We start from the raw sequence: 20,903 nt of genomic DNA on the forward strand, positions 1-20,903 counted from the left end.
GTGATGGCAGTCCTGGCGTGTGCCGGAACCGTTTAGTGCTCTTCAGCCAGCGCGAGCTGGATGTAGACAGCGGTGAGCAGGGCGAAGATGTAGGCCTGGAGGAGCGCGATCAGCACCTCGAACAGCGTGAAGACGATGCCGAACGCGAGGCTGCCGAGCCCGAAGAGGCTCCACCAGCCCTCCATGGTGAAGAAGAAGAAGTGCGTCGCCGCGAAGAACAGCACGAGCAGCAGGTGGCCGACCACCATGTTCATCATGAGACGCAGGGTGAGCGTGATCGGCCGCAGGATGAAGGTCGAGACGAACTCGATCGGCGTCACCAGGATGTACAGAGCCGGGGGCACGCCAGGAGGCGTGAGCGAGTTCTTGAAGAACGCGCCCGGGTGCTTCTTGACGCCGGCGTAGATGAACGCGATGTACGCGATCACGGCGAGCGTCAGCGGCATCCCGATGACCGAGGTGCCTGCGATGTTCATGCCCGGGATGATTCCGGTGAGGTTCATGAACAGCACACCCCAGAAGATGGCGGTGAGCAGCGGCAGGAAGCGCTGACCGTCCTTCTTGCCGAGGAGATCCTCTGCGATGTTCACCCGCACGAAGTCGAGCGCCATCTCGATGAGCGACTGGAACTTGCCGGGCACCATCTTCATGTTGCGAGTGCCGAGCCAGAACAGCAGGGCGAGGATGCCGAGGGCGATGACCCGGATGATCATGATCCGGTTCATCTCGAACGGCGTTCCCGCGAAGAGGACTACATCCGGGAAGAACTCGAGGATCGACGGCCCGTGGAACTCCCCATCATCAGTCGCCGAAGGAACAACAAGGCTGAGAGCGTTGAGTAGCAGCGCTGTCTCCAAGTTCAGGGCATGGGTGATCATGCGCGAGTGATTGGGGGGCCGTCGAAAACCCTATCAATACTGGAGGGCCAACGACGAATCGAGCGGGGTGCCACTGGCCGGGAATCCGCTGCGGATCGCACGATGCCGAGCGTGAGCGGGCGCTTCAACGGCGCGACGATCGATGTTGGACCGGGTGGCAAGGGCGCGACGAGCGGCATCATGCGGAGCGGTCGCGCGGGTCAGTGTCGCCCGGCATCCGCACGTCGCTGACGTACGGCACCCGTGCACGGCTGACGGCGATGAGGTCGACGGCGAGGCTGCCGATCACAGCCACCACGATCGTCCAGAACAGCACGGCGGGGTTGACGAAGGGCTGGTCGCGCAGCACGAACACCAGCACGAGGAACGCGATGAACTTCACGAGCCAGGCGCCCATCACGATCCCGAAGAACGCGGGGCTGAGCATGCCTGCCTTCGACGTGCGGCCGGCGAGCAGAATGCTGCCCGCTGTGATGGCGACGAACACCGCCGACATGGCGGTGCCGATGAGCGCGCTGGTGACGCCAACCCACCCATCGATGAACCAGCCGATCACCCCTCCGACCACGGCGATCACGCCGGCGAGCACGAGTCCGTAGACCAGGGCCTTCTTCAGGGCGGGTGCGGCGCTCATTTGCTGGGACTCTCTTTCGCTCGGGAGTGTTCGATGACGGGCACGGAACCGGTGGATGCCGCGTCGAGCTGATCGCGATAGGCGGCGCCCGCGCCGGCCGGAGCCCGCTGCGCCGCGGTCTCTTCCCGTTTGCGCCGGCTGAGGGGGGCGAGGGTGAACACTGCGCACACGATGAGGCCGCCCAGGATGATGCCGAAGGTGAGCCACTGGTCGAGGAACAGGAAGAGCAGGCAGCCCACCGCCACGACGAGCGTCCATGAGTAGAAGATCAGCACGGCGTGCAGATGCGAGTGGCCCATGTCGAGCAGGCGGTGGTGCAAGTGCTTGCGGTCGGCGCTGAAGGGCGACTTCCCCGCGCGGAGGCGTCGTGCTACGGCCATCCCGAAATCGAGCAGCGGCAGCAGCAGCACCGCGAACGCGATCGCGATCGGTATGAACGCCGGCAGCAGGGAACTCCGGTCGGTGGCGAAGCTTGACGGGTCGATCTGCCCGGTGACCGCGATCGTCGATGCCGCCATGAGCAGGCCGACGAGCATCGATCCCGCATCGCCCATGAACAGCTTGGCGGGGTGCCAGTTCAGCACGAGGAACCCGGCGCACGCGCCGACGAGCAGCACCGACAGCAGACTCGCCAGGTTGAAGAACTCCGTGCTGCCGCCGAGCTGCAGCAGGTAGGTGTAGATGAAGAACACGCCGTTGCCGATGAGGGCGACGCCGGCTACGAGACCGTCGAGCCCGTCGATGAAGTTGACGGCGTTCATCACCAGCACGACGAGCACGACGGTGATGATGAGCGACATGAAGGCCGACCCCACCGCGACGCCGTCGACGATCGGCAGCGAGACGAGCTGCACTTGCCAGGCGAGCACACCGGCGGCGATGAGCTGACCGGCGAGCTTGGTCACCCAGTCGAGATCCCAGAGGTCATCGGCAATGCCCAGCAGCACCACGATGGTCGCGGCGCCGATCACCGCCCAGACCTTGAGCGGCTCGCTGAAGACGAGCGAGAAGGTCGGCAGCTGTGATGCGAGCCCGATCCCGACCAGGATGCCGACGAACATGGCGGCGCCGCCCAGCCGTGGCGTCGGGGTGGTGTGCACGTCTCGCGCGCGGATCTTCGGATACAGGCGGTACCGCATGCTGAGGCGCCAGATGAAGTAGGCCACCGCACCGGTGACCACCGCCGTGACGATTCCGACGAGGGCGTAGATGACACTGCGCGGCATCGGAAGGGAATCGGCCGCGGTGGCGGTCTCGAGCACGCCGCGCCAGAGGTGCGCGACAGCCGGATCGACGAGGGGGGTCATACGAACCGGTCGGTCCCGGCGACGTCCCGGATGGCCTGCTCCGGAATCACACCGTGGCGCACGATCCTCAACTTGCCCTCGGGAAGGTGCAAGGAACTGGCGTCGACGATGGTGGAGGGGTCATGCCCCGCCACGCCGCCGTCGAGGTACACCGCCACGGAGTCGCCGAGCATCGTCTCGGCCTCGGCGGCAGTGGTGGCGGCCGGCTGTCCGGTGAGGTTCGCCGACGAGACGGCGAGGGGCCCGGTCTCGCTGAGCAGTTCGAGCGCGATGCGGTTCGCCGGCATCCGGAGCGCGACCGTGCCGTGGGTGTCGCCGAGGTCCCAGTGGAGCGCGGACTGCGCGGGAAGGATGACGGTGAGCCCTCCCGGCCAGAACTCGGCCACCAGCGCGCGCACTTCGTCGGGCACCGTGTCGGCGAGCGCATCGAGGGTCGGGATGCCGGGGATCAGCACGGGCGGTGGCGATTGCCGGCCGCGGCCCTTCGCGTCGAGCAGACGCTGCACGGCACGCGCGTTGAACGCATCCGCTGCGACGCCGTAGACCGTGTCGGTGGGGATGACGACGAGCTCGCCACGGCCGATGGACGCTCGTGCGAGCCGCATGCCCGTCAACAGATCGGAGTCGTCCGAGCAGTCGTAGATGCGTGTCATATCCGCTCGATTCTATGCCGCGGGCGCTGGGGGCGATCAGACGCCGCGCACCGCACCCGCGGTGGACATCAGCGCAGGGCCGAGGTTGCGCGGTCGCGATGAAGCAGGTCCTGGTGGGTGGCGATCGCGCGCCAGCCGTCGTGGGCGAGCAGTTCGGCGATCGCGGCGGCCTGCTGCTCACCGTGCTCGATCACGAGCGTGCCTCCCGGTCGGAGCAGGCGACGCGCAGTGGCTGAGAGGCGCCTCACGACGTCGAGACCGTCGGTGCCGCCGAAGAGGGCGTGCGCTGGGTCGAAGAGCCGCACTTCCGGGTCGCGCGGAACGGCCGCGAGAGGGATGTACGGCGGGTTCGAGACGACCACGTCGACGGTCCCATCGAGTTCGGGCAAGGCGTCGGCGAGGTCGGCGAACACGAGGTGCGACGTCGGGGTGCCGAGCGCGCGGAAGTTCCTGCGGGTCCAGACGAACGCGCGTGGCGAGTTCTCAACGGCCCAGACCTCTGCGTGCGGCACCTCGTTCGCCAGCGCGAGCGCGATCGCACCCGAACCGGTGCCGAGATCCACTGCACGCGGCGTCCCGGGGACTTCGGCGAGCACGTCGAGCGCGAGCTGGGTGACGGACTCGGTCTCAGGGCGCGGCACGAAGACGCCAGGGCCCACCTGGAGTTCGAGCGAGCGGAACGCGGCGGAGCCGGTGATGTGCTGCAGGGGCTCACGTCGCGCGCGGCGCGAGAACGCCTCCACGAGCTCCGATCGAGCACGGTCGTTCAGCGCTGCGCCGGTGACGGCTGCTGCCTGCACTCCCCCGCGGCTCAGGCCGAGCACGTGTCCGATCAGCAGCTCGGCGTCGGCCTCTGCCGTCGGCACACCGGCCGAGCGCAGCCAGGCAGAGCCCGACTCCCGCGCTTCGGCAACGGTGCGAGCTCGGTCGAGACTCGTCACGGCGTTGGGAAGCCAGTGGTAAGCGGGAGCCGCGACGTCATGAGTCGTGCTCGCCGAGCTCGGAGAGCCGAGCCTCCTCGTCGGCGCGGATGCACGAATCGATCACGGCGTCGAGGGCTCCGTCCATCACCTGGTCGAGGTTGTACGCCTTGTACCCGGTGCGGTGATCAGCGATGCGGTTCTCGGGAAAGTTGTACGTGCGAATGCGCTCGGAGCGATCCATCGTGCGGATCTGGCTCTTCCGGGCGTCGGATGCCGCGGCGGCGAGTTCCTCCTGCTGACGCGCGAGCAGGCGTGCGCGAAGCACGCGCATCGCCGCCTCGCGGTTCTGCAACTGGCTCTTCTCGTTCTGCATCGACACCACGATGCCCGTGGGCAGGTGCGTGATGCGCACGGCGGAGTCGGTGGTGTTGACCGATTGGCCGCCTGGGCCGCTCGAGCGGTACACATCGATCTTGAGGTCGTTCTGATTGAGTTCGACCTCTTCGGGAGCGTCAACCTCGGGAAAGACGAGCACACCGGTCGTCGAGGTGTGGATTCGCCCCTGCGTCTCCGTGACGGGAACGCGTTGCACCCGGTGAACACCGCCCTCGTACTTGAGGTGGGCCCACACTCCCTGTGAGGGATCGGAGGCGTTCGACTTGATCGCGACCTGCACGTTCTTGTAGCCGCCGAGGTCGCTCTCGTCGCTCTCGAGCAGTTCGGTCTTCCACCCCTTGTGCGCGGCGTACTGCAAGTACATGCGCAGAAGGTCGGCGGCGAAGAGCGCGCTCTCGGCGCCCCCCTCACCGCCCTTGATCTCCATGATCACATCGCGCCCGTCATCGGGGTCGCGCGGGATCAGCAGGCGACGGAGGCGCTCCTGCGCCTCGGCCTGGGCTTCCTCGAGTGACGGTACCTCTTCGGCGAAGGCGTCGTCCTCCTTGGCGAGCTCCCGTGCTGCCTCGAGGTCCTCGCCCGCCTGCACCCAGTGCTCGTGAGCAGTCTTGATCTGACTCAGCTCGGCGTAGCGCCGGTTGAGCTTTCGCGCCCTCGAAGGGTCTGCGTGCACTGCCGGGTCGGCGAGCTGCTGCTGCAGCTCCTCATGCTCGGCCAGCAGCACTGCTACTGACTCGAACATGCTCAGTCGTCCTTCGAGTGCGCGCCCTGCGGCAGCGACTTCTGGATCTGCATGAGGAACTCGACGTTCGACTGCGTCTCCTTCAGCTTGCCCAGCACGATCTCGAGCGCCTGCTGCTGCTCGAGCCCCGCGAGCGCACGGCGGAGCTTCCAGGTCACCTTGACCTCGTCGGTGCCGAGGAGCATCTCCTCACGACGCGTTCCGGATGCGTTCACGTCCACCGCGGGGAAGATCCGCTTGTCGGCGAGTGCCCGCGACAGACGGAGCTCCATGTTGCCGGTGCCCTTGAACTCCTCGAAGATCACCTCGTCCATCTTCGACCCCGTCTCGACGAGAGCGGTGGCGAGGATGGTGAGCGAGCCGCCGTTCTCGATGTTGCGCGCTGCGCCGAAGAACCGCTTCGGCGGGTACAGCGCGGCCGAGTCGACTCCGCCCGAGAGGATCCGGCCGGAGACCGGCGCGGTGATGTTGTAGGCGCGACCCAGTCGAGTGATCGAGTCGAGCAGCACGACGACGTCGTGGCCGAGCTCGACCAGTCGCTTCGCCCGCTCGATCGCGAGCTCGGCGACAGTCGTGTGGTCTTCTGCGGGACGGTCGAAGGTCGAGGCGATGACCTCTCCCTTGACCGAGCGCTGCATGTCGGTGACCTCTTCGGGACGCTCGTCGACGAGGACCACCATCAGGTGCACTTCGGGGTTGTTCTTCGCGATGGAGTTCGCGATCGCCTGCAGCACGAGCGTCTTGCCCGCCTTCGGAGGCGACACGATCAGCCCTCGCTGACCCTTGCCGATCGGCGCTACGAGGTCGATGATCCGCGTTGAGAGCCGCGCGGGGTCGGTCTCGAGTCGCAGCCGCTCCTGGGGGTACAGCGGGGTGAGCTTGCCGAACTCGACGCGGGCAGCGGCTTGCTCGGGAGTCTGCCCGTTGATGGAGTCGATCTTGACGAGCGCGTTGTACTTCTGACGCCCGCCCTGGCCCTCTCCGTCACGCGGCTGCCGGATCGAGCCGACGATAGCGTCACCCTTGCGAAGGTCGTACTTCTTGACCTGTCCGAGCGATACGTAGACGTCGCTCGGTCCGGGCAGGTAGCCGGTCGTGCGAACGAAGGCGTAGTTGTCGAGCACATCCAGGATGCCGGCGATCGGGATCAGCACATCGTCTTCGCTCAGCTCGGGCTCGACGTCGTCCTGCTGCGTCCCGCGCCCGCGCTTGCGATCGCGGTTGCGACCGCGGCGGTGCTCGGCGTCATCCTGTTGCTGCGCCTGCCGCTGGCCCCGCTGGCCGCCCTGCTCCTGCTGCGACTGCTGGCCCTGCTCCTGCTGTGCCTGCTGGTCCTGGTTCTTCTGAGCCTGCTGGTCCGGGCTCTTCTGAGCCTGCTGGTCCTGCTGCTGGCCCCGCTGCCGACCACGGCGGTTGCGGCCTCGGCCTTGGCGCGGTTCCTCGTCGCCCTGAGTCTCGCGACCCCCGCGATCAGAGTCTTCGCGGCTCTGGCGGCTCTTGTCGTCGCCGGATGCGGCTTCCCGGCGGCCCTCGGCAGGCTCGGAGATCTGCTCGGCGGTCTGCTCGGCGGTGGTCTCCGCAGTGGCGGTCTGCTCAACGGTGTCGCCGCGCTCGTCGCCCCGCGGCTTGCCGCCGCGTGCTTCGGCCGGGCGGCGCCCATTCGAGCGATCGTCGCGGCGGGCGGGGGTCTCATCGCTCTTCGCCTCGCCGACGTGCGCCTGGGCTTCTTCCGCCGGCGCTTCGGTCGCGGACGCGTCGACGGCTCCGGCGGCAGGAGTGCCCGCGGCGGCGGTCACGCGACGAGAGCTGCGGCGACGGCCCTCCTCGGCGCGAGGCTGCTCGCGCTCGGAGGCCTGGGCCTCGGCGACCTCGGGCTGCTCCTGGGCTGCTTCGGGCGCCGCACCCGTGGCGCCTTCGGCGCGCTCGGGTTCGTCGGACGAGAGCTGGTCGATGGGCAGCTGGGCTGCCCCTTCGGCCGGCGCACCGGCCTCGGCAGCTTCGCCGCGGGCTTCGGTGATGCGCTCGATCAGGTCGCTCTTGCGCAGCTTCGCGGGGTCGATGCCCAGTTCGGTGGCGAGTTGCTGCAGTTCGGCGAGCTTGAGGGTGGTGAGTTTGGAGGACCCGCGCTTGGGTGCGGGCGTGCTGTCGTGGACGTCAGTCACGGAGAATGGGTTCCTTTCGGCCCGGCGACAGAAACTGCCGGGTTGATGGGGTGACGGCGTCTCGAGATTCGGAGCGCCGCAGGACGCAGGCGCAAGCGATGGACAACGTTCGCGACTGGACGCCCTCCGGATCGAAGAGCCGAGAGCCGGGTGAAACGCACACCGGGAGACTGACTAGGCCAGGACTCCGACCGGGTGCGGCACAACTGTAGCACCTTTGAAGTCAACGGCGAGCATGAGCGACTGCCACGGGGTCAGCGCTTCGCGCTCGACGAGAGCCGTCGCTTCGAGGCGCTGCTGGGGCTCGTCGCACAGCACGAGGATCGAGGGACCCGCGCCGGAGACCACTGCGGCGTAGCCGGCATCCCGGAGCGCTCTGATCAGCTGGTCGGTCTCGGGCATCGCACTCGCCCGGTAGCTCTGGTGAAGTTTGTCCTCAGTGGCCTCGAGCAGCAGCTCGGGGCTCTGGATGAGGGCTGCGACGAGAAGCGCCGACCGCGAGACGTTGAAGATCGCGTCTTCGTGAGGCACGCTCTCGGGCTGAAGGCTGCGCGCGAGCGCGGTCGACATGGTGTGCTCGGGGACGAAGACGACCGGCGAGACGCCGCGGTGCACGATGAGCTTCTTGGAACGAGGGCCTTCGGGGGTGACCCACGCGATCGTGAGCCCGCCGAAGATCGCCGGGGCGACGTTGTCGGGGTGACCCTCCATCTGGGTGGCGAGCGTCAGCACCGCCTGCGCGTCCATCTCGACGATGCCCTCGAGCAGGCCCTTCGCCGCCATGATGCCCGCCACGATGGCCGCACCGGACGATCCCATGCCACGGCCATGCGGAATGTGGTTGCGGGCGACGATGTCGAGGCCCGGCATCTCGATGCCGTAAGCATCGAAGGCGTGCTTGATCGCGCGCACGACGAGGTTCCGCTCGTCCGTGGGCACCTGGCCCTCGCCCACGCCGTGCACGTCGACATGCACGCCGGGCTCCTCGCGAACCGTGACATCGAGCTCGTCGTAGTACGCCAGCGCGAGGCCGAGCGTGTCGAAGCCCGGTCCGAGGTTCGCCGTTGTGGCGGGCACCTTCACGTGCACGCCGGTGCCGACCTCGATGGTGCGATTGATCATGGTGTCGCCGGTCATCAGGTTGTCGTGGATCATGCGGCGGTGAGTCCGAGCACCTGCGCGACCTCTGCCGTGTCGACGGCCACGCTGGTCGGCTTCACTTCGCCGCCATCCGCGGTGCGCAGCGCCCACTGCGGGTCCTTCAGACCGTGACCGGTGACGGTGAGCACCACCGTGGAGCCGCGCGGGATCTGCCCGGCTTCGCTGCGCTCGAGCAGCCCGGCGACGCTCACCGCGGAAGCCGGCTCGACGAAGATTCCGACCTCCGAGGAGAGGATGCGGTGCGCTTCGAGGATGTGCTCGTCACTGATGGCCCCGAAGTAGCCGTCGCTGTCGTCGCGGGCCTTCAGTGCGAGCTCCCATGAGGCGGGATTGCCGATGCGGATGGCGCTGGCGACAGTGTCGGGGTCTTTCACGGGGTGGCCGAGCACGATGGGCGCGCTCCCTGCCGCCTGGAACCCGAACATGCGAGGAAGCTTCGTGGTGGCGCCGCGCGCCAGCTCCTCGCGGTATCCGCGGTGGTACGCCGTGTAGTTGCCGGCGTTGCCGACCGGCACGATGTGGAAGTCAGGTGCGTCTTCGAGCACATCGACGACCTCGAAGGCGCCGGTCTTCTGCCCCTCGATGCGGTCGTTGTTCACCGAGTTGACGAGGTGCACGGGGTATCCCGCTGCGAGCTCGCGCGCGATGTCGAGGCAGTCGTCGAAGTTGCCGCGCACCTGCAACAGGTGCGCGTTGTGCGCGATCGCCTGTGCGAGCTTGCCCATGGCGATCTTGCCCTCCGGCACCAGCACGGCCGAGGTGATGCCCGCGTGCGTCGCGTATGCGGCGGCGGAGGCGGAGGTGTTGCCGGTCGAGGCGCAGATGACCGCCTTCGCGCCGTGCTCGACCGCCTTCGACACGGCCATGGTCATACCGCGGTCCTTGAACGAGCCGGTTGGGTTCATCCCCTCGTACTTCACCCAGACCTTGGCGCCGGTGCGCGACGACAGCGCGTCAGCAGGGATCAGCGGCGTACCGCCCTCGCCCAGGGTGACGATCGGCGTGGCATCCGTCACGTCGAGACGATCAGCGTATTCGCGCAGCACTCCGCGCCACTGCTTGGCCATTACAGTCCTTCAACTCTCAGCACACTCGCCACGCTCCGCACGACAGGAGTCGCCTCGAGCGCCGCCACCGTGGCGGCCAGATCGGCCTCCTGAGCCCGGTGGGTGACGACTACCAGCGTAGCGGTGGCCGCATCCTCATCGTGACCGCCCGCGGGCTCGACCTCGGTCAACTGCACCGCCGTGTGCGACTGGATCGACTGCTCGACCGCTTCGACCGAGACGCCGTGCCTGCTGAACTCGGTGGCGATCGCCGCGAGCACGCCAGGCTGATCTTCGACGGTGAGCGTGATCTGGTAGCGGGTGTGCACCCGTTCGATGGGCAGCACGGCGAGATCGGCGTGGGCCGACTCCGCGACTCCGGGGCCGCCGACCACGTGACGGCGCGCGGCCGACACCACATCGCCGAGCACGGCGGATGCCGTCTGCACGCCGCCTGCGCCGGCGCCGTAGAACATCAGGTCGCCCGCCGCGAGCGAGTGCAGGAACACCGCGTTGTTCGCGCCGTGCACGGCCGCGAGCGGGTGGTCCACGGGCACCAGGGCCGGGTGCACGCGCACGCTCACGCCCTCGTCGCCCGCGGCATCCGTGATGCGCTCGCAGATCGCGAGGAGCTTGATGACATACCCGGCCTTGGTGGCCGCGGCGATCTGCTCTGCCGTGATCGACGTGATGCCCTCGCGGTGCACATCGCCCACAGCGACCCGCGTGTGGAACGCGAGGCTCGCGAGGATCGCCGCCTTCTGCGCCGCGTCGTAGCCCTCGATGTCGGCCGTCGGGTCGGCCTCGGCGTAGCCGAGCTCGGTCGCCACCGCCAGCGCCTGCTCGAAGCTCGCACCGGTCGAGTGCATGCTGTCGAGGATGTAGTTCGTCGTGCCGTTGACGATGCCGAGGATGCGGTCGACCCGGTCGCCCGCGAGGCTGTCGCGCAGCGGGCGGATGATCGGGATCGCTCCCCCCACGGCCGCCTCGTAGTAGAGCTGCGCACCGACCTGCTCGGCGAGTTCGAAGAGCTCTGGCCCGTGCGTGGCGAGCAGCGCCTTGTTCGCGGTGATGACGTCGGCGCCCGACTCGAGCGCCTTCAGGATGTAGCTGCGTGCAGGCTCGAGGCCGCCCATGAGCTCGATGACGATATCGGCTCCGAGGATGAGCGCCTCGGCATCCGTCGTGAAGAGTTCCTTCGGCAGTTCGACATCGCGCTCCGCGTCGAGATCGCGCACCGCGATGCCCACGAGTTCGAGTCCCGCCCCTGAACGTGCGGCCAGTTCATCGGCATGCTCGAGCAGCAGCCGTGCCACCTGGGCGCCGACGCTTCCTGCTCCGAGCAGGGCGACGCGGAGGTTGCGGTACTCGATCATCGGGGGTTCACTCCAGGGTCTCGGGCCAGCAGGTCGTCTTCGGTCTCGCCGCGCACGATGACGCGCGCTTCCCCATCACGCACGGCGACCACCGGCGGACGAGTGAGGTAGTTGTAGTTGCTCGACAGCGAGAAGCAGTACGCCCCGGTGGCGGGGACGGCGAGCAGGTCGCCGGGCGCGATGTCGGCGGGAAGATACTCGGCGAGCACGACCAGGTCGCCGCTTTCGCAGTGCTTCCCGGCCACGCGAACGAGCGCGGGATCGGCGTCGGAGGTGCGGCTGGCGATGCGGGCGGAGTAGTCGGCCTCGTAGAGAGCGGGCCGCGCGTTGTCGCTCATCCCGCCGTCGACGCTCACGTACTTGCGGATAGCGGTCGAGGACGACCCCGGTGCCGTGCGTTCCTCCGATTCGAGCGCGACGACGACATCCTTGATCGTGCCGACCTCGTACAGGGTCGCGCCCGCAGGCCCGATGATCGAGCGACCGGGCTCGATGGCGAGCACGGGCACCGGGATGCCTCGGGCGCCTGCCGCGCGAGCGACCGCCTCGGCGATGCCGCGCGTGACCTCCTCGATCGGAGCGACTTCATCGGCCACCGTGTAGGCGATGCCGAAGCCCCCGCCGAGGTTGAGTTCGGGGATCTCGCCTCCGTCGAGGAGCTCGGCGTGGACAGCGATCAGCCGCTCAGCGGCCTCGGCGAATCCCGACGGATTGAAGATCTGCGAGCCGATGTGGGAGTGCAGGCCGAGCAGACGCAGTGACTCGAAGGAGCGGATGCGTTCGACGTGCGCGGGGACGTCGGCGAGCGGAATACCGAACTTCTGGTCCTCGCGCGCCGTGGCGAGGTAGTCGTGGGTGTGAGCGTGCACACCGCTGTTGACGCGCAGGCGCACGGCTTGCACGCGGCCGTGGCGAGCTGCGGCATCCGCGATCCGCTCGATCTCGATCCAGCTGTCGATCACGATGGCCCCGACGCCGGCCTGCACGGCACGATCGATCTCGGCGATGCTCTTGTTGTTGCCGTGGAAGCCCAGCAGTGCGGGGTCCACGCTTGCGGCGAGTGCGACGGCGAGCTCTCCCCCGCTGGCGACGTCGAGGTGGAGCCCGTCTTCGGACATCCAGCGCGCGACCTCCGTGCAGAGGAATGCCTTGCCGGCGTAGTACACCTTCGCGGTCGTACCGACGTCGGATGCGGCTGCCTCGAAGGCGGTGCGGATGCGGTGTGCGCGAGCGCGCGCATCCTGCTCGTCGACCACGTACAGGGGCGTGCCGTAGCGTTCCGCGAGCTCGCTGGCGGGCACGCCCGCGAACGCGAGTTCACCGGACGCGGTGCGCGCAGCGCCCGACGACCAGATGCCGTCATGCAGCGCGTTGGCGTCGCTGGGCGCTTGCAGCCACTCGGGAGCGAGCGGGTTCGACGTCAAGGGCGGACTCCTCACGGTGTACGAGAGATACGTGTACGCGATCGGCCACGCCGAGGTGGTCGGCGAGGCGCTGACGGGGCGCAAGGCCGCGCCGCGGATCGAGGTGAGGCGAGCGGACCCGGCTTGGTCCCTGAAGCCCGTGGAATTCTATCGCGCGCGCGGAGCCTCGCCGATTCGAGGCCGGGCGAGCATCGTCGGCAGCACCGTTGGCAGTCCGTTCGACACTGCGCTTCAGCAGTGGCCGCGCTCGTCCGCGTTGCTGGCGAGCGCATTGCCGTCTGCCGTGAACCATACGAGCGCGGTGTTGCCGCGAACGTCGACTCCTGTCAACTCGAGCCCGGCGGGCAAGTACTGCGCGACACAGAATCCGAAGGCGAGCCGTGCGGGATCGACGAACTCCTCGACTTCGACGGCGAACCCCGTGTCGAGCGCTTCGATGCGAATCGGCTGCAGCTTCACTCTGCCGTTGGTGAGCTCGGGCTGGGCCTCGACCGCGACGCCGAGCGCACTACCGAGCACCCGCACCTCGGTCTCGTATCGGATGAGGCCGCTCTCGAGCGTCAGTGAATCGGCGAGCCCGTCGACCTCGGGAAAGGCCGACCTGAGCAGTGCCGGGAGCGCGGTGTTGTCGATAGTGATGACGCCGTTGACGCGCCGCGCGGGCACGGCGCCGTCGAGCGGCACATCGAACGCGGTGAGCGTTACGTCGACGGTGGCGTTGGGCGACTGTTCGTCGATGGGGACGGCATGGAGTTCAGCATCCACCCGCTCGAACTCGCCGCTCAGCAACTGGAGCGTGACTGACCCGGGCAGGGTCACCTCCGCGTCGCCAGAGCCGGGCGGCAATCGCTGCTCAATGCGGTCGGCGGCGATCTGCTGGGCGACCGCGCGACCCGCGGTCTCGATGAGCGCGACCGCGCCGATGAGCAGCACGACGATGGAGATCAGGATGCCGGTGAGCACACGGCCCCTGCGCGAACGGCTCTGCGCGGCATCCGTGGCAGTCATCGTTCGACTCTACGTGGTGATGGCTATGCGGCAACGAGCGCGTTCAGCGCGCGCTCACGCTTCGTTCACATGCGGTCCGGTGCGCTCACGCCGAGCAGGGCGAGGCCGTTACGGAGCACCTGGCCGGTGGCGTCGTTCAGCCAGAGACGGGTGCGGTGCACCTCGGTGACCGGGTCTTCGCCGATGGGCGTGACGCGGCAGTTGTCATACCAGCGGTGGTAGAGCGCCGCCAGTTCTTCCAGATACCGCGCGACGCGGTGCGGCTCACGCAGCTCAGCCGAGTGCGCCACGATCCGGGGGAACTCGGCGAGCGCCCCGAGCAGCGCGCTCTCGGTCTCGTGATCGAGGAGTGCCGCGTCGAACGTCGAACGGTCGACGCCCAGGGATGCCGCATTGCGGCCGACGTTGTGGGTGCGCGCGTGCGCGTACTGCACGTAGAACACAGGGTTGTCGTTCGTGCGCCGGCGCAGCACCTCCGGGTCGAGCGTGAGGGGCGAGTCGGCAGGGTAGCGCGCGAGCGAGTAGCGCAGCGCGTCGGTGCCGAGCCAAGCCTGGAGGTCGTTGAGCTCGATGATGTTGCCGGCGCGCTTCGAGAGCCTGGCGCCGTTGACCGACACCAGTTGCCCGATGAGCACCTCGATGTCGCGCTCCGGGTCATCTCCGGCGGCGCCCGCAATGGCCTTGAGTCGATGCACATAGCCGTGGTGATCGGCGCCGAGGAGGTAGATCTTGTGCGCGAAGCCGCGGTCGGTCTTGCTCAGGTAGTAGGCGGCGTCGGCGGCGAAGTAGGTGTAGACGCCATTCCCGCGTTTGATGACCCGGTCCTTGTCGTCACCGAAGTCGGTGGTGCGCACCCAGATGGCGTCGTCCTCTTCGTACACATGCCCCTGGGCTCGAAGGCGCTCCACCGCCTGATCGATGGCGCTCGTGCCGTCAGCCCCGGTCGCGTGCAGTCGGCGCTCTGAGAACCACACGTCGAAATGCACATTGAAGCGCAGCAGCGACTCTTTGAGCTCCGCAAGCTGCAGCTCGTACCCGATCTCGCGCGCGGCCTCGAGCGCGGTCGCGTCGTCGAGTTCGTCGAGGTTCGGCACCTTCTCACGGACTGCAGCAGCGAGATCTGCGATGTAGGCGCCCGGGTAGCCGTTCTCCGGGGTCGGCTCCCCCTTTGCCGCGGCGAGAACGCTCGCGCCGAAGTTGTCCATCTGCGCGCCGGCGTCATTGATGTAGAACTCATTGGCGACCTGAGCGCCTGACGCGCGCAGCACACGACCGATCGAGTCGCCGAGCGCGGCCCAGCGGGTGTGACCGATGTGCAGCGGCCCCGTCGGGTTCGCCGAGACGAACTCGAGGTTGATGCTCTGCCCCGCGAGCTGGTCGTTGCTTCCGTACGCATCGCCCTGCTCGACGATCGTGCGCGCGAGCGCACCGGCGGCGGCGGCATCGAGCGTGATGTTGATGAACCCCGGACCGGCCACCTCCACTGAGGCCACACCGTCGACCGCCGTGAGCTCGGCGACGATCTCACCCGCGAGCTCACGGGGGTTCGTCCCGAGCCGCTTGGCGAATTTCATTGCTGCGTTCGACGCCCAGTCGCCGTGGTCGCGGTTTCGGGGACGCTCGAGCACGACGTCGTCGAGAGAGACGCTGACCTCCTGCTGGGCCCCGCGTCGCTCGACCGCCCGGGTGACGATGGCAAGCAGGGCGGCGGAGAGTTCAGCTGGGGTCACGGAGGTCGATCCTACCGGCGGGTCGCCGAGGGGCCGCTCGGCGAGGTCGGTTCGCCGCGGGGCCGCTCGGCAAGGTCGGTTCACCGCGGAGCCACCCCGGGTGGCACAGGTGAGCGACGTTCCCGCCTGCAACGTCGTGGCGAGCGTTCATGCGTCGGCCTCGCTCCTAGCATTGAGCGCATGGCACGCTCAAGCTCCGCAGGGTCCTTTCTCTCCGACGCTCGCGACGGAAGAACGCGGTTGACCGCTGCGGTGACCGGTGCGCTGCTGGTGAGCGGTCTGCTCGCCGGCTGCGCGCCAACAGCCGAAGGGCCGCAGCCATCGGGCACGGCGGGGCCGCCCCCGACGCCGACTGCGTCGCAGGAGCCGACGGCCCCGGCATCCCCTGCTCCGACTCCGTCGAGCACGCCGGAGCCTTCGACGCCGCTCGCGATCGGCTGCAACGATCTGCTGAGCCTGCAGGCCGTCTATGACTTCAATCCGAACTACGGGGGCGCTCCCGACTACTCGCCGGCCTCCGGCACATCGGCTGCCGAGGCGGTCGCGCGCCAGGGCACGGCGTGCGGCTGGATGAACCAGACGAGCGGCGACACGTTCGAGGTCGCCGTGTCGAAGCCGAGCGCTGCAGACCTGGCGAGACTCACCGCCGCCGCGTCATCAGCGGGGGCGCGTGCGCAGGTCTCGGGAGCGCAGGGTGCCTGGTTCATGGAGCGAGCGGGTCAGGGCGAGATCGTCGCGCAGGTGGGCGACGTCTGGCTCGTCGTCGCGAGCGAGGGCTTCATGAGCGCTGGAGATGCAGAGCAGCTGGCCACCGCGGCGGCTCGACCCTTCAGGTAACGCTCGCCTCGGGCTGCTGCGCACTCGGGCGGTCGCAGGCTGATACCCTTGTCGAGCCTCCATAGCTCAGGGGATAGAGCGTTGGTTTCCGGTACCAAAGGTCGCAGGTTCGAATCCTGTTGGGGGCGCCATTGTGATGTCTCAAGACATCGTGAACGCTCCGAACCCACAATTTTGGGTTCGGAGCGTTTGTCATTTCGCTGTCGCCGGCCGGGCTGGTCCTTTGGGTTTGCCGGTGGGCTGGTAGTCGCGGTTCGGGTCGAGGGTGAGCTCGCGGAGGAGTTCGCCGGTGGCGGCGTTCACGACCCGGATTTCGAGGTCCTGGATGAGCAGGATGACGTGGGTTCGGGCGTGGGTTCGGCCGATGCCGATGTGGTGCAGGTTGCCGTTGTGGCGGAGGGTGACGACGCCGGAGTCGTCGATGCGGTCGCGACGGATCCGGTCGTGCGTGTCGGCGCTGCGGTCACGATTCGGGGTCGCTTTCGGCCGTGCCCGGTAAGCCGCGGCCGGGGTTGCCTGGTGCGGCAGGGAGCGGTGCGGCCGGTGCTGGTTGTAGGTGTGGAGGAATGCATCGATCAGCTGCTGCAGTTCGGGCAGGGTCGCCGGCTGCGCGGGCTGAGCGGTGAGCCATTTCTTCATCGTCTGCTGGAAGCGTTCAACCTTGCCTTGCGTGGTGGGGCTGTTGGGGCGGCCGTTCTTCTGGGTGATGCCGCGGCGTCGCAGCTCGGCTTCGAGGGCGGTGCGGCCGCCGCGGCGGTGCTGGCTGGCGAGCCTGACGGTGTAGACGAGGCCGTTGTCGGTCAGTGTTGACGCGGGGTAGCCGTGCAGGTCGGCTGCGGCGGTGAAGGTGTCGAGGACGATTCTCGAGGTGATCGTCTGGTGCGCGGAGGCGTGGAGGACGTAGCGGGAGTGGTCGTCGAGCCAGGTGATGATCGCGGTGTCCTCGCCCGGGGCGCCATCGGGCTCGGTGAGCCGGTAGTGGGTGAAGTCGGACTGCCAGCACTCGTTCGGCAGCTCCGCTGCGAATCGCAGGTAGGAGGACTTCGGCCGCTTCTTCGGTTCGGGGATGACTCGGCCGGCGCGGGTGAGGATCCGGTTGATCGTCGCCCGGGACAGCATGACGTGGTGGTGGTGTTCCAGGTGCCAGGCGATCGTGTCCGCGCCGGCATCAAGGCCTGCCGTCGACAGGGTCGACCGTAGCCGCAGTACGAGGTCGCTCACCTCGGGCGGGGTCTGCGTGGGGCTGCGATGCGGCCGTTTCGAGCGGGGCTGGAAGGCGGTGTCGCCTTCTTCGCGCCACCGCTTCACGAGGGTGCTCACCCATCCGGTGGAAACCCCGTAGGTGCGGGCGACTTCGGCTTGGGAGCGACCTTCGACAACGACAGCGGTGATGACCAGACGGGCTCGCGACACCGCTGATTCTGGCGTACCGGAGCGTTCACTATGTCTTGAGACATGCGTTCACGATGTCCTGAGCCAGCACACTGTTGGGGGCGCCATGTGATGTCTCACGACATCCCGGACAGCTCGGGGCGCCTGGCGTCCGCGGACTTACGGTGTCGCCTCAGCGCGAGATAGACCGCCAGCCCGATGGCTGCCACGCACGCCGCTCCGATGGCCAAGAGCGCCCACGCGAACGGGGAGTCGTCCTCGGTCTGCACGGCGACCGCTTCGCCCGCGTCGGGGAAGGTGATGGTCGCTTTCACCTCATGGGTCAACAGCCCGCTGGTCAGTTCGACAATGCCTTCCCACGGCCCTTCGGGCAGCGCGTCGGGCAAGGTGAACGTGACCCGTGCATGCTCGCCCGGGGCGACCGTCGTGGTGCGGTCGAGAGCGAACGGGCCGGCGGAAAGACCGCTGCCGTCGCTGCTCAACGAGAGCCTGCCGGTGAGATCCAGCGCTCGCCCGCCCGTATTCTTCACACTCGCGCTCACTTGCGGCGCTCCGTCTGCGGTGCGCGATCCGGACACTTCCGTGATCTCGAATGCTGCGGGTGGACCATTGCCGGGCGAGACCGAGAGGTACACGCGAACGCCGACACGACTCGCGCTGATCACGTTCCCGCTCGACGCGGAACGGACCTCGGCCCAGATCGCGGCGTAGCGTTCGCCTTCCGCGGCATCCTCGGGCACTGAGATGGTGACCATCACGTTGGTGCTCTCGCCGGGTGCGAGGTTCACGGTCGGCTTCTCGACGCGGATCCAGGATGTCAACTCGTTCTCGGCAGCGCCGTCTTCGCCGATGAAGGAACTCCCCTCGATCCGAGCCGCTCCCGCGTATACGCGGATGTCTTGGTTCTCGGCGGTGCTGTTCTGGATCTGCACGCGGCGCTGGATCGCGGTTCCTGGGGCGACGTTGTCGACGATGTACGACCGGGCACGAGGGTCGGTCTGAGTGGCGACAGGGACGTCGAGCAGTCTGATGCCGATGCCGTTGCCGTTACCGGAGGGATTGTCGGCCGGTGTCGCATGTTCACCGGTGCTGAAGAGCGCGAGCGCTGATGCTGACGGCGCAGTCACCGCTAGCAGCGCGAGACCGACGGCGCCTAGGAGTGATCGCCACACTGGAATAGTCCTCATTACTCGAATCGAAAAAGCGGGTTCGGTGGCGTCGCAGAGCGGCCGCGGGGTTCGGGCGCCGCCGCCCTGCGACGTTTGGATCAGAGAACCGAGTGGGTCAGCGTGGCGGTGTAGTCGGCCGCAGCAAGAGCGTCCGACGGGATGCTGACGCTGATGGTGCCGCCCCAGGTGGCGGTGTTGTTACCGGTTACGGCGGTGGCCGTCTGGATCACACCGGTGCCATTGGCAGCGGTGGTGCCGGTGACCGTCGCGGTCCCGCTGACCGTCGCGGTTGTCGGAACGTACGTCACGTTCCCGGCCGAGATGGCCGCTTCGGGCACCGAGACCGAGGTGAAGTCGGTGATGGTGTACGAAGTCGTCCAGCCGAGCGTGTCAGCGGTGAGGTCGGTCACGACGACCTCCGCCGGCTGGAACTCGCCCGACGCGGTCTGCCCCGGCGCGACGCTCGACAGCGCGAGCGAGGCCGGTGCCGAGATGCTCAAGGCACCCGCCTGAACCTCGACCGTGGTGGTAGTGGTGTCTTCAGCGGCGGTCGCCGGGAGGGCGACGGCGGTCGCCATGACGGCCGCTGATCCGACCGCGAGAGCGGCTCGTGTGAAATTGCGCATGATGCTTTCCCTATTCGTGGAGGTGTACCGGCTGGTCGCCGGCAGACGGATGCGCCTGCGCACACCCGCCAGTGGGCACGGTGCAGAGCAGTGAGCGCGCCGGAACGCGGCACGGAGAAGCTCGACATCGCTGTGGAAGCCCAGATCGGCGAGGTGCGGGAAGCCTGCGGCGCCGGGACGCGACCGCAGTCTCGCGGCTTCGCGATCTGGGATGGGCGACAGACCGGGTGGCTTCTCGGGAAATTCGCCGCAGTACGGTCGAAGAAGCTGTGATCGTCAGGTGTCCGCGTGGCCTGAGGCCCCAGAGGCAGACTGAACAATCTTGTCGATGCCAGAGCCCCCGCAACAGCCCCCTTTCAGGGGAGACGACCAGCACCCTCCCCGAGTGACCGACATGGGACTTCATGCCCGCCAAGGAATATTCCCCGTCGTGCCCGGTTGGAACTGGAGAGGGATCAACGCGTCATCCCCCACCGAGAAGGACGGAGAGATCAATGACAGGACTACTCGAAGGCAAGGTTGCGATCGTCACGGGCGGCACGAGCGGTATCGGGCTCGCGACCGTGGAGCGATTCGTCAAGGAGGGCGCGAAGGTAGCGATCGGTGACATTCAGGACGAGCTCGGACGCTCGATCACGGAGCGCCTCGGAGACTCGGTCGCCTACATCCACACCGACGTCACCGACGAAGCGGCCATCGAGGCGCTCGTCGCCGGCACGGTCGAGCGCTTCGGCAAGCTCGACGTGATGTACAACAACGCGGGCGCGCAGGGCGACGCGTCGGCGATGACCGACATCACGTCGGAGGGCTTCGACAAGACCATTGCGCTGCTCACCCGCTCTGTGCTCCTGGGGCACAAATATGCGGCCCGCCAATTCAAGGCGCAGGGAACGGGCGGCTCCATCATCAGCACCGCCAGCGCCGCGGGCCTCCAGGGCGGCTGGTCGGCTGCGGCCTACACCGTCGCGAAGCACGCGGTAGTCGGCGTCGTGCGGCAGTCGGTCGCGGAGCTCTCCCCCCTCGGCATCCGCTCCAACGCGATCGCGCCGGGCATCATCATGACGCCGATCATGGCGCGCAGCTTCGGCGTGCCCATGGAGCAGTCGGAGGAGTTCGCGTCATTCCTCGCTGAGCGCCTCGGCTCGACTCAGCCCTCGGGACGCGTCGGTTTCGCCGATGACATCGCGAAGGTGGCCACCTTCCTCGCGAGCGATCTGTCTGAATACGTCGCGGGGACGGTCATCCCGGTCGACGGCGGCGCGACGGCGATCACGCAGGGCAGCTTCGCCACCGACGTCGTCGCGGCGGCGCAGGAATTCGCTGCGCGCTAGTCGCGTTCTGGTCGCACCACGACCTGACCTGATTGAACCTGTTCGCCCCGGCCGGAGCCGCAGTGCCTGTCCCGGGGCGAACTCGTTCACGGCGAGAGCCTGCTAAGG

18 protein-coding genes and 1 tRNA gene are annotated in these 20,903 nt (G+C 68.0%); 3 read left to right on the forward strand and 16 right to left on the reverse strand.

Annotated elements, in window-relative coordinates; all coding sequences use genetic code 11:
- Positions 1–32 precede the first annotated feature (32 nt).
- The 13 genes from atpB to ABV606_RS02940 all read right to left on the reverse strand — a co-directional run bounded on the left by atpB (position 33) and on the right by ABV606_RS02940 (position 15,440).
- Positions 33–878, reverse strand: coding sequence for a F0F1 ATP synthase subunit A (atpB, locus tag ABV606_RS02880; RefSeq protein WP_281487266.1), 846 nt, complete (start codon positions 876–878; stop codon positions 33–35).
- Positions 879–1,056: 178 nt separating this feature from the next.
- The gene (locus ABV606_RS02885; protein WP_353988273.1) at positions 1,057–1,512 is read right to left on the reverse strand and encodes a hypothetical protein; all 456 of its coding nucleotides are present in this window, start codon (positions 1,510–1,512) and stop codon (positions 1,057–1,059) included.
- Positions 1,509–2,738, reverse strand: a complete 1,230-nt coding sequence (locus tag ABV606_RS02890; protein WP_353988762.1) for an MraY family glycosyltransferase — start codon at positions 2,736–2,738, stop codon at positions 1,509–1,511. The genes ABV606_RS02885 and ABV606_RS02890 overlap by 4 nt, the downstream gene beginning before the upstream one ends.
- Positions 2,739–2,815: 77 nt before the next feature.
- Positions 2,816–3,472 (reverse strand): L-threonylcarbamoyladenylate synthase, encoded by a 657-nt coding sequence (locus tag ABV606_RS02895; protein ID WP_353988274.1) that lies wholly within the window; start codon positions 3,470–3,472, stop codon positions 2,816–2,818.
- Between the two features lie 68 nt (positions 3,473–3,540).
- Positions 3,541–4,413 (reverse strand): peptide chain release factor N(5)-glutamine methyltransferase, encoded by an 873-nt coding sequence (gene prmC / locus ABV606_RS02900; protein ID WP_353988275.1) that lies wholly within the window; start codon positions 4,411–4,413, stop codon positions 3,541–3,543.
- A gap of 37 nt (positions 4,414–4,450) precedes the next feature.
- Positions 4,451–5,533: a peptide chain release factor 1 gene (gene prfA, locus ABV606_RS02905; RefSeq protein ID WP_281487262.1), complete on the reverse strand. Its 1,083-nt coding sequence runs from the start codon at positions 5,531–5,533 to the stop codon at positions 4,451–4,453.
- 2 nt (positions 5,534–5,535) lie between these two features.
- Positions 5,536–7,695, reverse strand: coding sequence for a transcription termination factor Rho (gene rho, locus ABV606_RS02910; protein WP_353988276.1), 2,160 nt, complete (start codon positions 7,693–7,695; stop codon positions 5,536–5,538).
- Positions 7,696–7,869: 174 nt separating this feature from the next.
- The gene (thrB, locus tag ABV606_RS02915) at positions 7,870–8,817 is read right to left on the reverse strand and encodes a homoserine kinase (protein WP_353988763.1); all 948 of its coding nucleotides are present in this window, start codon (positions 8,815–8,817) and stop codon (positions 7,870–7,872) included.
- A gap of 29 nt (positions 8,818–8,846) precedes the next feature.
- The gene (thrC, locus tag ABV606_RS02920) at positions 8,847–9,923 is read right to left on the reverse strand and encodes a threonine synthase (RefSeq protein WP_353988277.1); all 1,077 of its coding nucleotides are present in this window, start codon (positions 9,921–9,923) and stop codon (positions 8,847–8,849) included.
- Positions 9,923–11,278, reverse strand: coding sequence for a homoserine dehydrogenase (locus tag ABV606_RS02925; RefSeq protein ID WP_353988278.1), 1,356 nt, complete (start codon positions 11,276–11,278; stop codon positions 9,923–9,925). The genes thrC and ABV606_RS02925 overlap by 1 nt, the downstream gene beginning before the upstream one ends.
- Positions 11,275–12,702, reverse strand: coding sequence for a diaminopimelate decarboxylase (lysA, locus tag ABV606_RS02930; RefSeq protein ID WP_353988279.1), 1,428 nt, complete (start codon positions 12,700–12,702; stop codon positions 11,275–11,277). The genes ABV606_RS02925 and lysA overlap by 4 nt, the downstream gene beginning before the upstream one ends.
- 231 nt (positions 12,703–12,933) lie before the next feature.
- Positions 12,934–13,710: an LmeA family phospholipid-binding protein gene (locus ABV606_RS02935; protein ID WP_353988280.1), complete on the reverse strand. Its 777-nt coding sequence runs from the start codon at positions 13,708–13,710 to the stop codon at positions 12,934–12,936.
- A 65-nt stretch (positions 13,711–13,775) separates the two neighbouring features.
- Positions 13,776–15,440, reverse strand: coding sequence for an arginine--tRNA ligase (locus ABV606_RS02940; protein WP_281487256.1), 1,665 nt, complete (start codon positions 15,438–15,440; stop codon positions 13,776–13,778).
- A gap of 180 nt (positions 15,441–15,620) precedes the next feature.
- Here ABV606_RS02940 and ABV606_RS02945 point away from each other — a divergent pair, with 180 nt between their 5' ends.
- Both ABV606_RS02945 and ABV606_RS02950 read left to right on the forward strand, forming a co-directional pair.
- Complete coding sequence (locus ABV606_RS02945; RefSeq protein ID WP_353988281.1) at positions 15,621–16,277, forward strand: hypothetical protein; 657 nt, start codon at positions 15,621–15,623, stop codon at positions 16,275–16,277.
- Positions 16,278–16,332: 55 nt separating this feature from the next.
- Positions 16,333–16,408, forward strand: a tRNA-Arg gene (locus ABV606_RS02950).
- Between the two features lie 61 nt (positions 16,409–16,469).
- On the opposite strand, the gene ABV606_RS02955 is transcribed toward ABV606_RS02950, so the two are convergent.
- The 3 genes from ABV606_RS02955 to ABV606_RS02965 form a co-directional block, all read right to left on the reverse strand.
- The gene (locus ABV606_RS02955) at positions 16,470–17,690 is read right to left on the reverse strand and encodes an IS481 family transposase (protein WP_353987608.1); all 1,221 of its coding nucleotides are present in this window, start codon (positions 17,688–17,690) and stop codon (positions 16,470–16,472) included.
- Positions 17,691–17,785: 95 nt separating this feature from the next.
- Positions 17,786–18,856 carry a hypothetical protein gene (locus tag ABV606_RS02960; protein WP_353988282.1) on the reverse strand — a complete coding sequence of 357 codons (1,071 nt, stop codon included), beginning with the start codon at positions 18,854–18,856 and terminating at the stop codon, positions 17,786–17,788.
- 80 nt (positions 18,857–18,936) lie between these two features.
- The gene (locus ABV606_RS02965) at positions 18,937–19,464 is read right to left on the reverse strand and encodes a hypothetical protein (RefSeq protein ID WP_353988283.1); all 528 of its coding nucleotides are present in this window, start codon (positions 19,462–19,464) and stop codon (positions 18,937–18,939) included.
- A 494-nt stretch (positions 19,465–19,958) separates the two neighbouring features.
- Here ABV606_RS02965 and ABV606_RS02970 point away from each other — a divergent pair, with 494 nt between their 5' ends.
- The gene (locus ABV606_RS02970; protein ID WP_353988284.1) at positions 19,959–20,795 is read left to right on the forward strand and encodes an SDR family NAD(P)-dependent oxidoreductase; all 837 of its coding nucleotides are present in this window, start codon (positions 19,959–19,961) and stop codon (positions 20,793–20,795) included.
- Positions 20,796–20,903 lie beyond the last annotated feature (108 nt).

This window comes from Ruicaihuangia caeni, from assembly GCF_040536845.1.
Taxonomy (GTDB): Bacteria; Actinomycetota; Actinomycetes; order Actinomycetales; family Microbacteriaceae; genus Ruicaihuangia; species Ruicaihuangia caeni.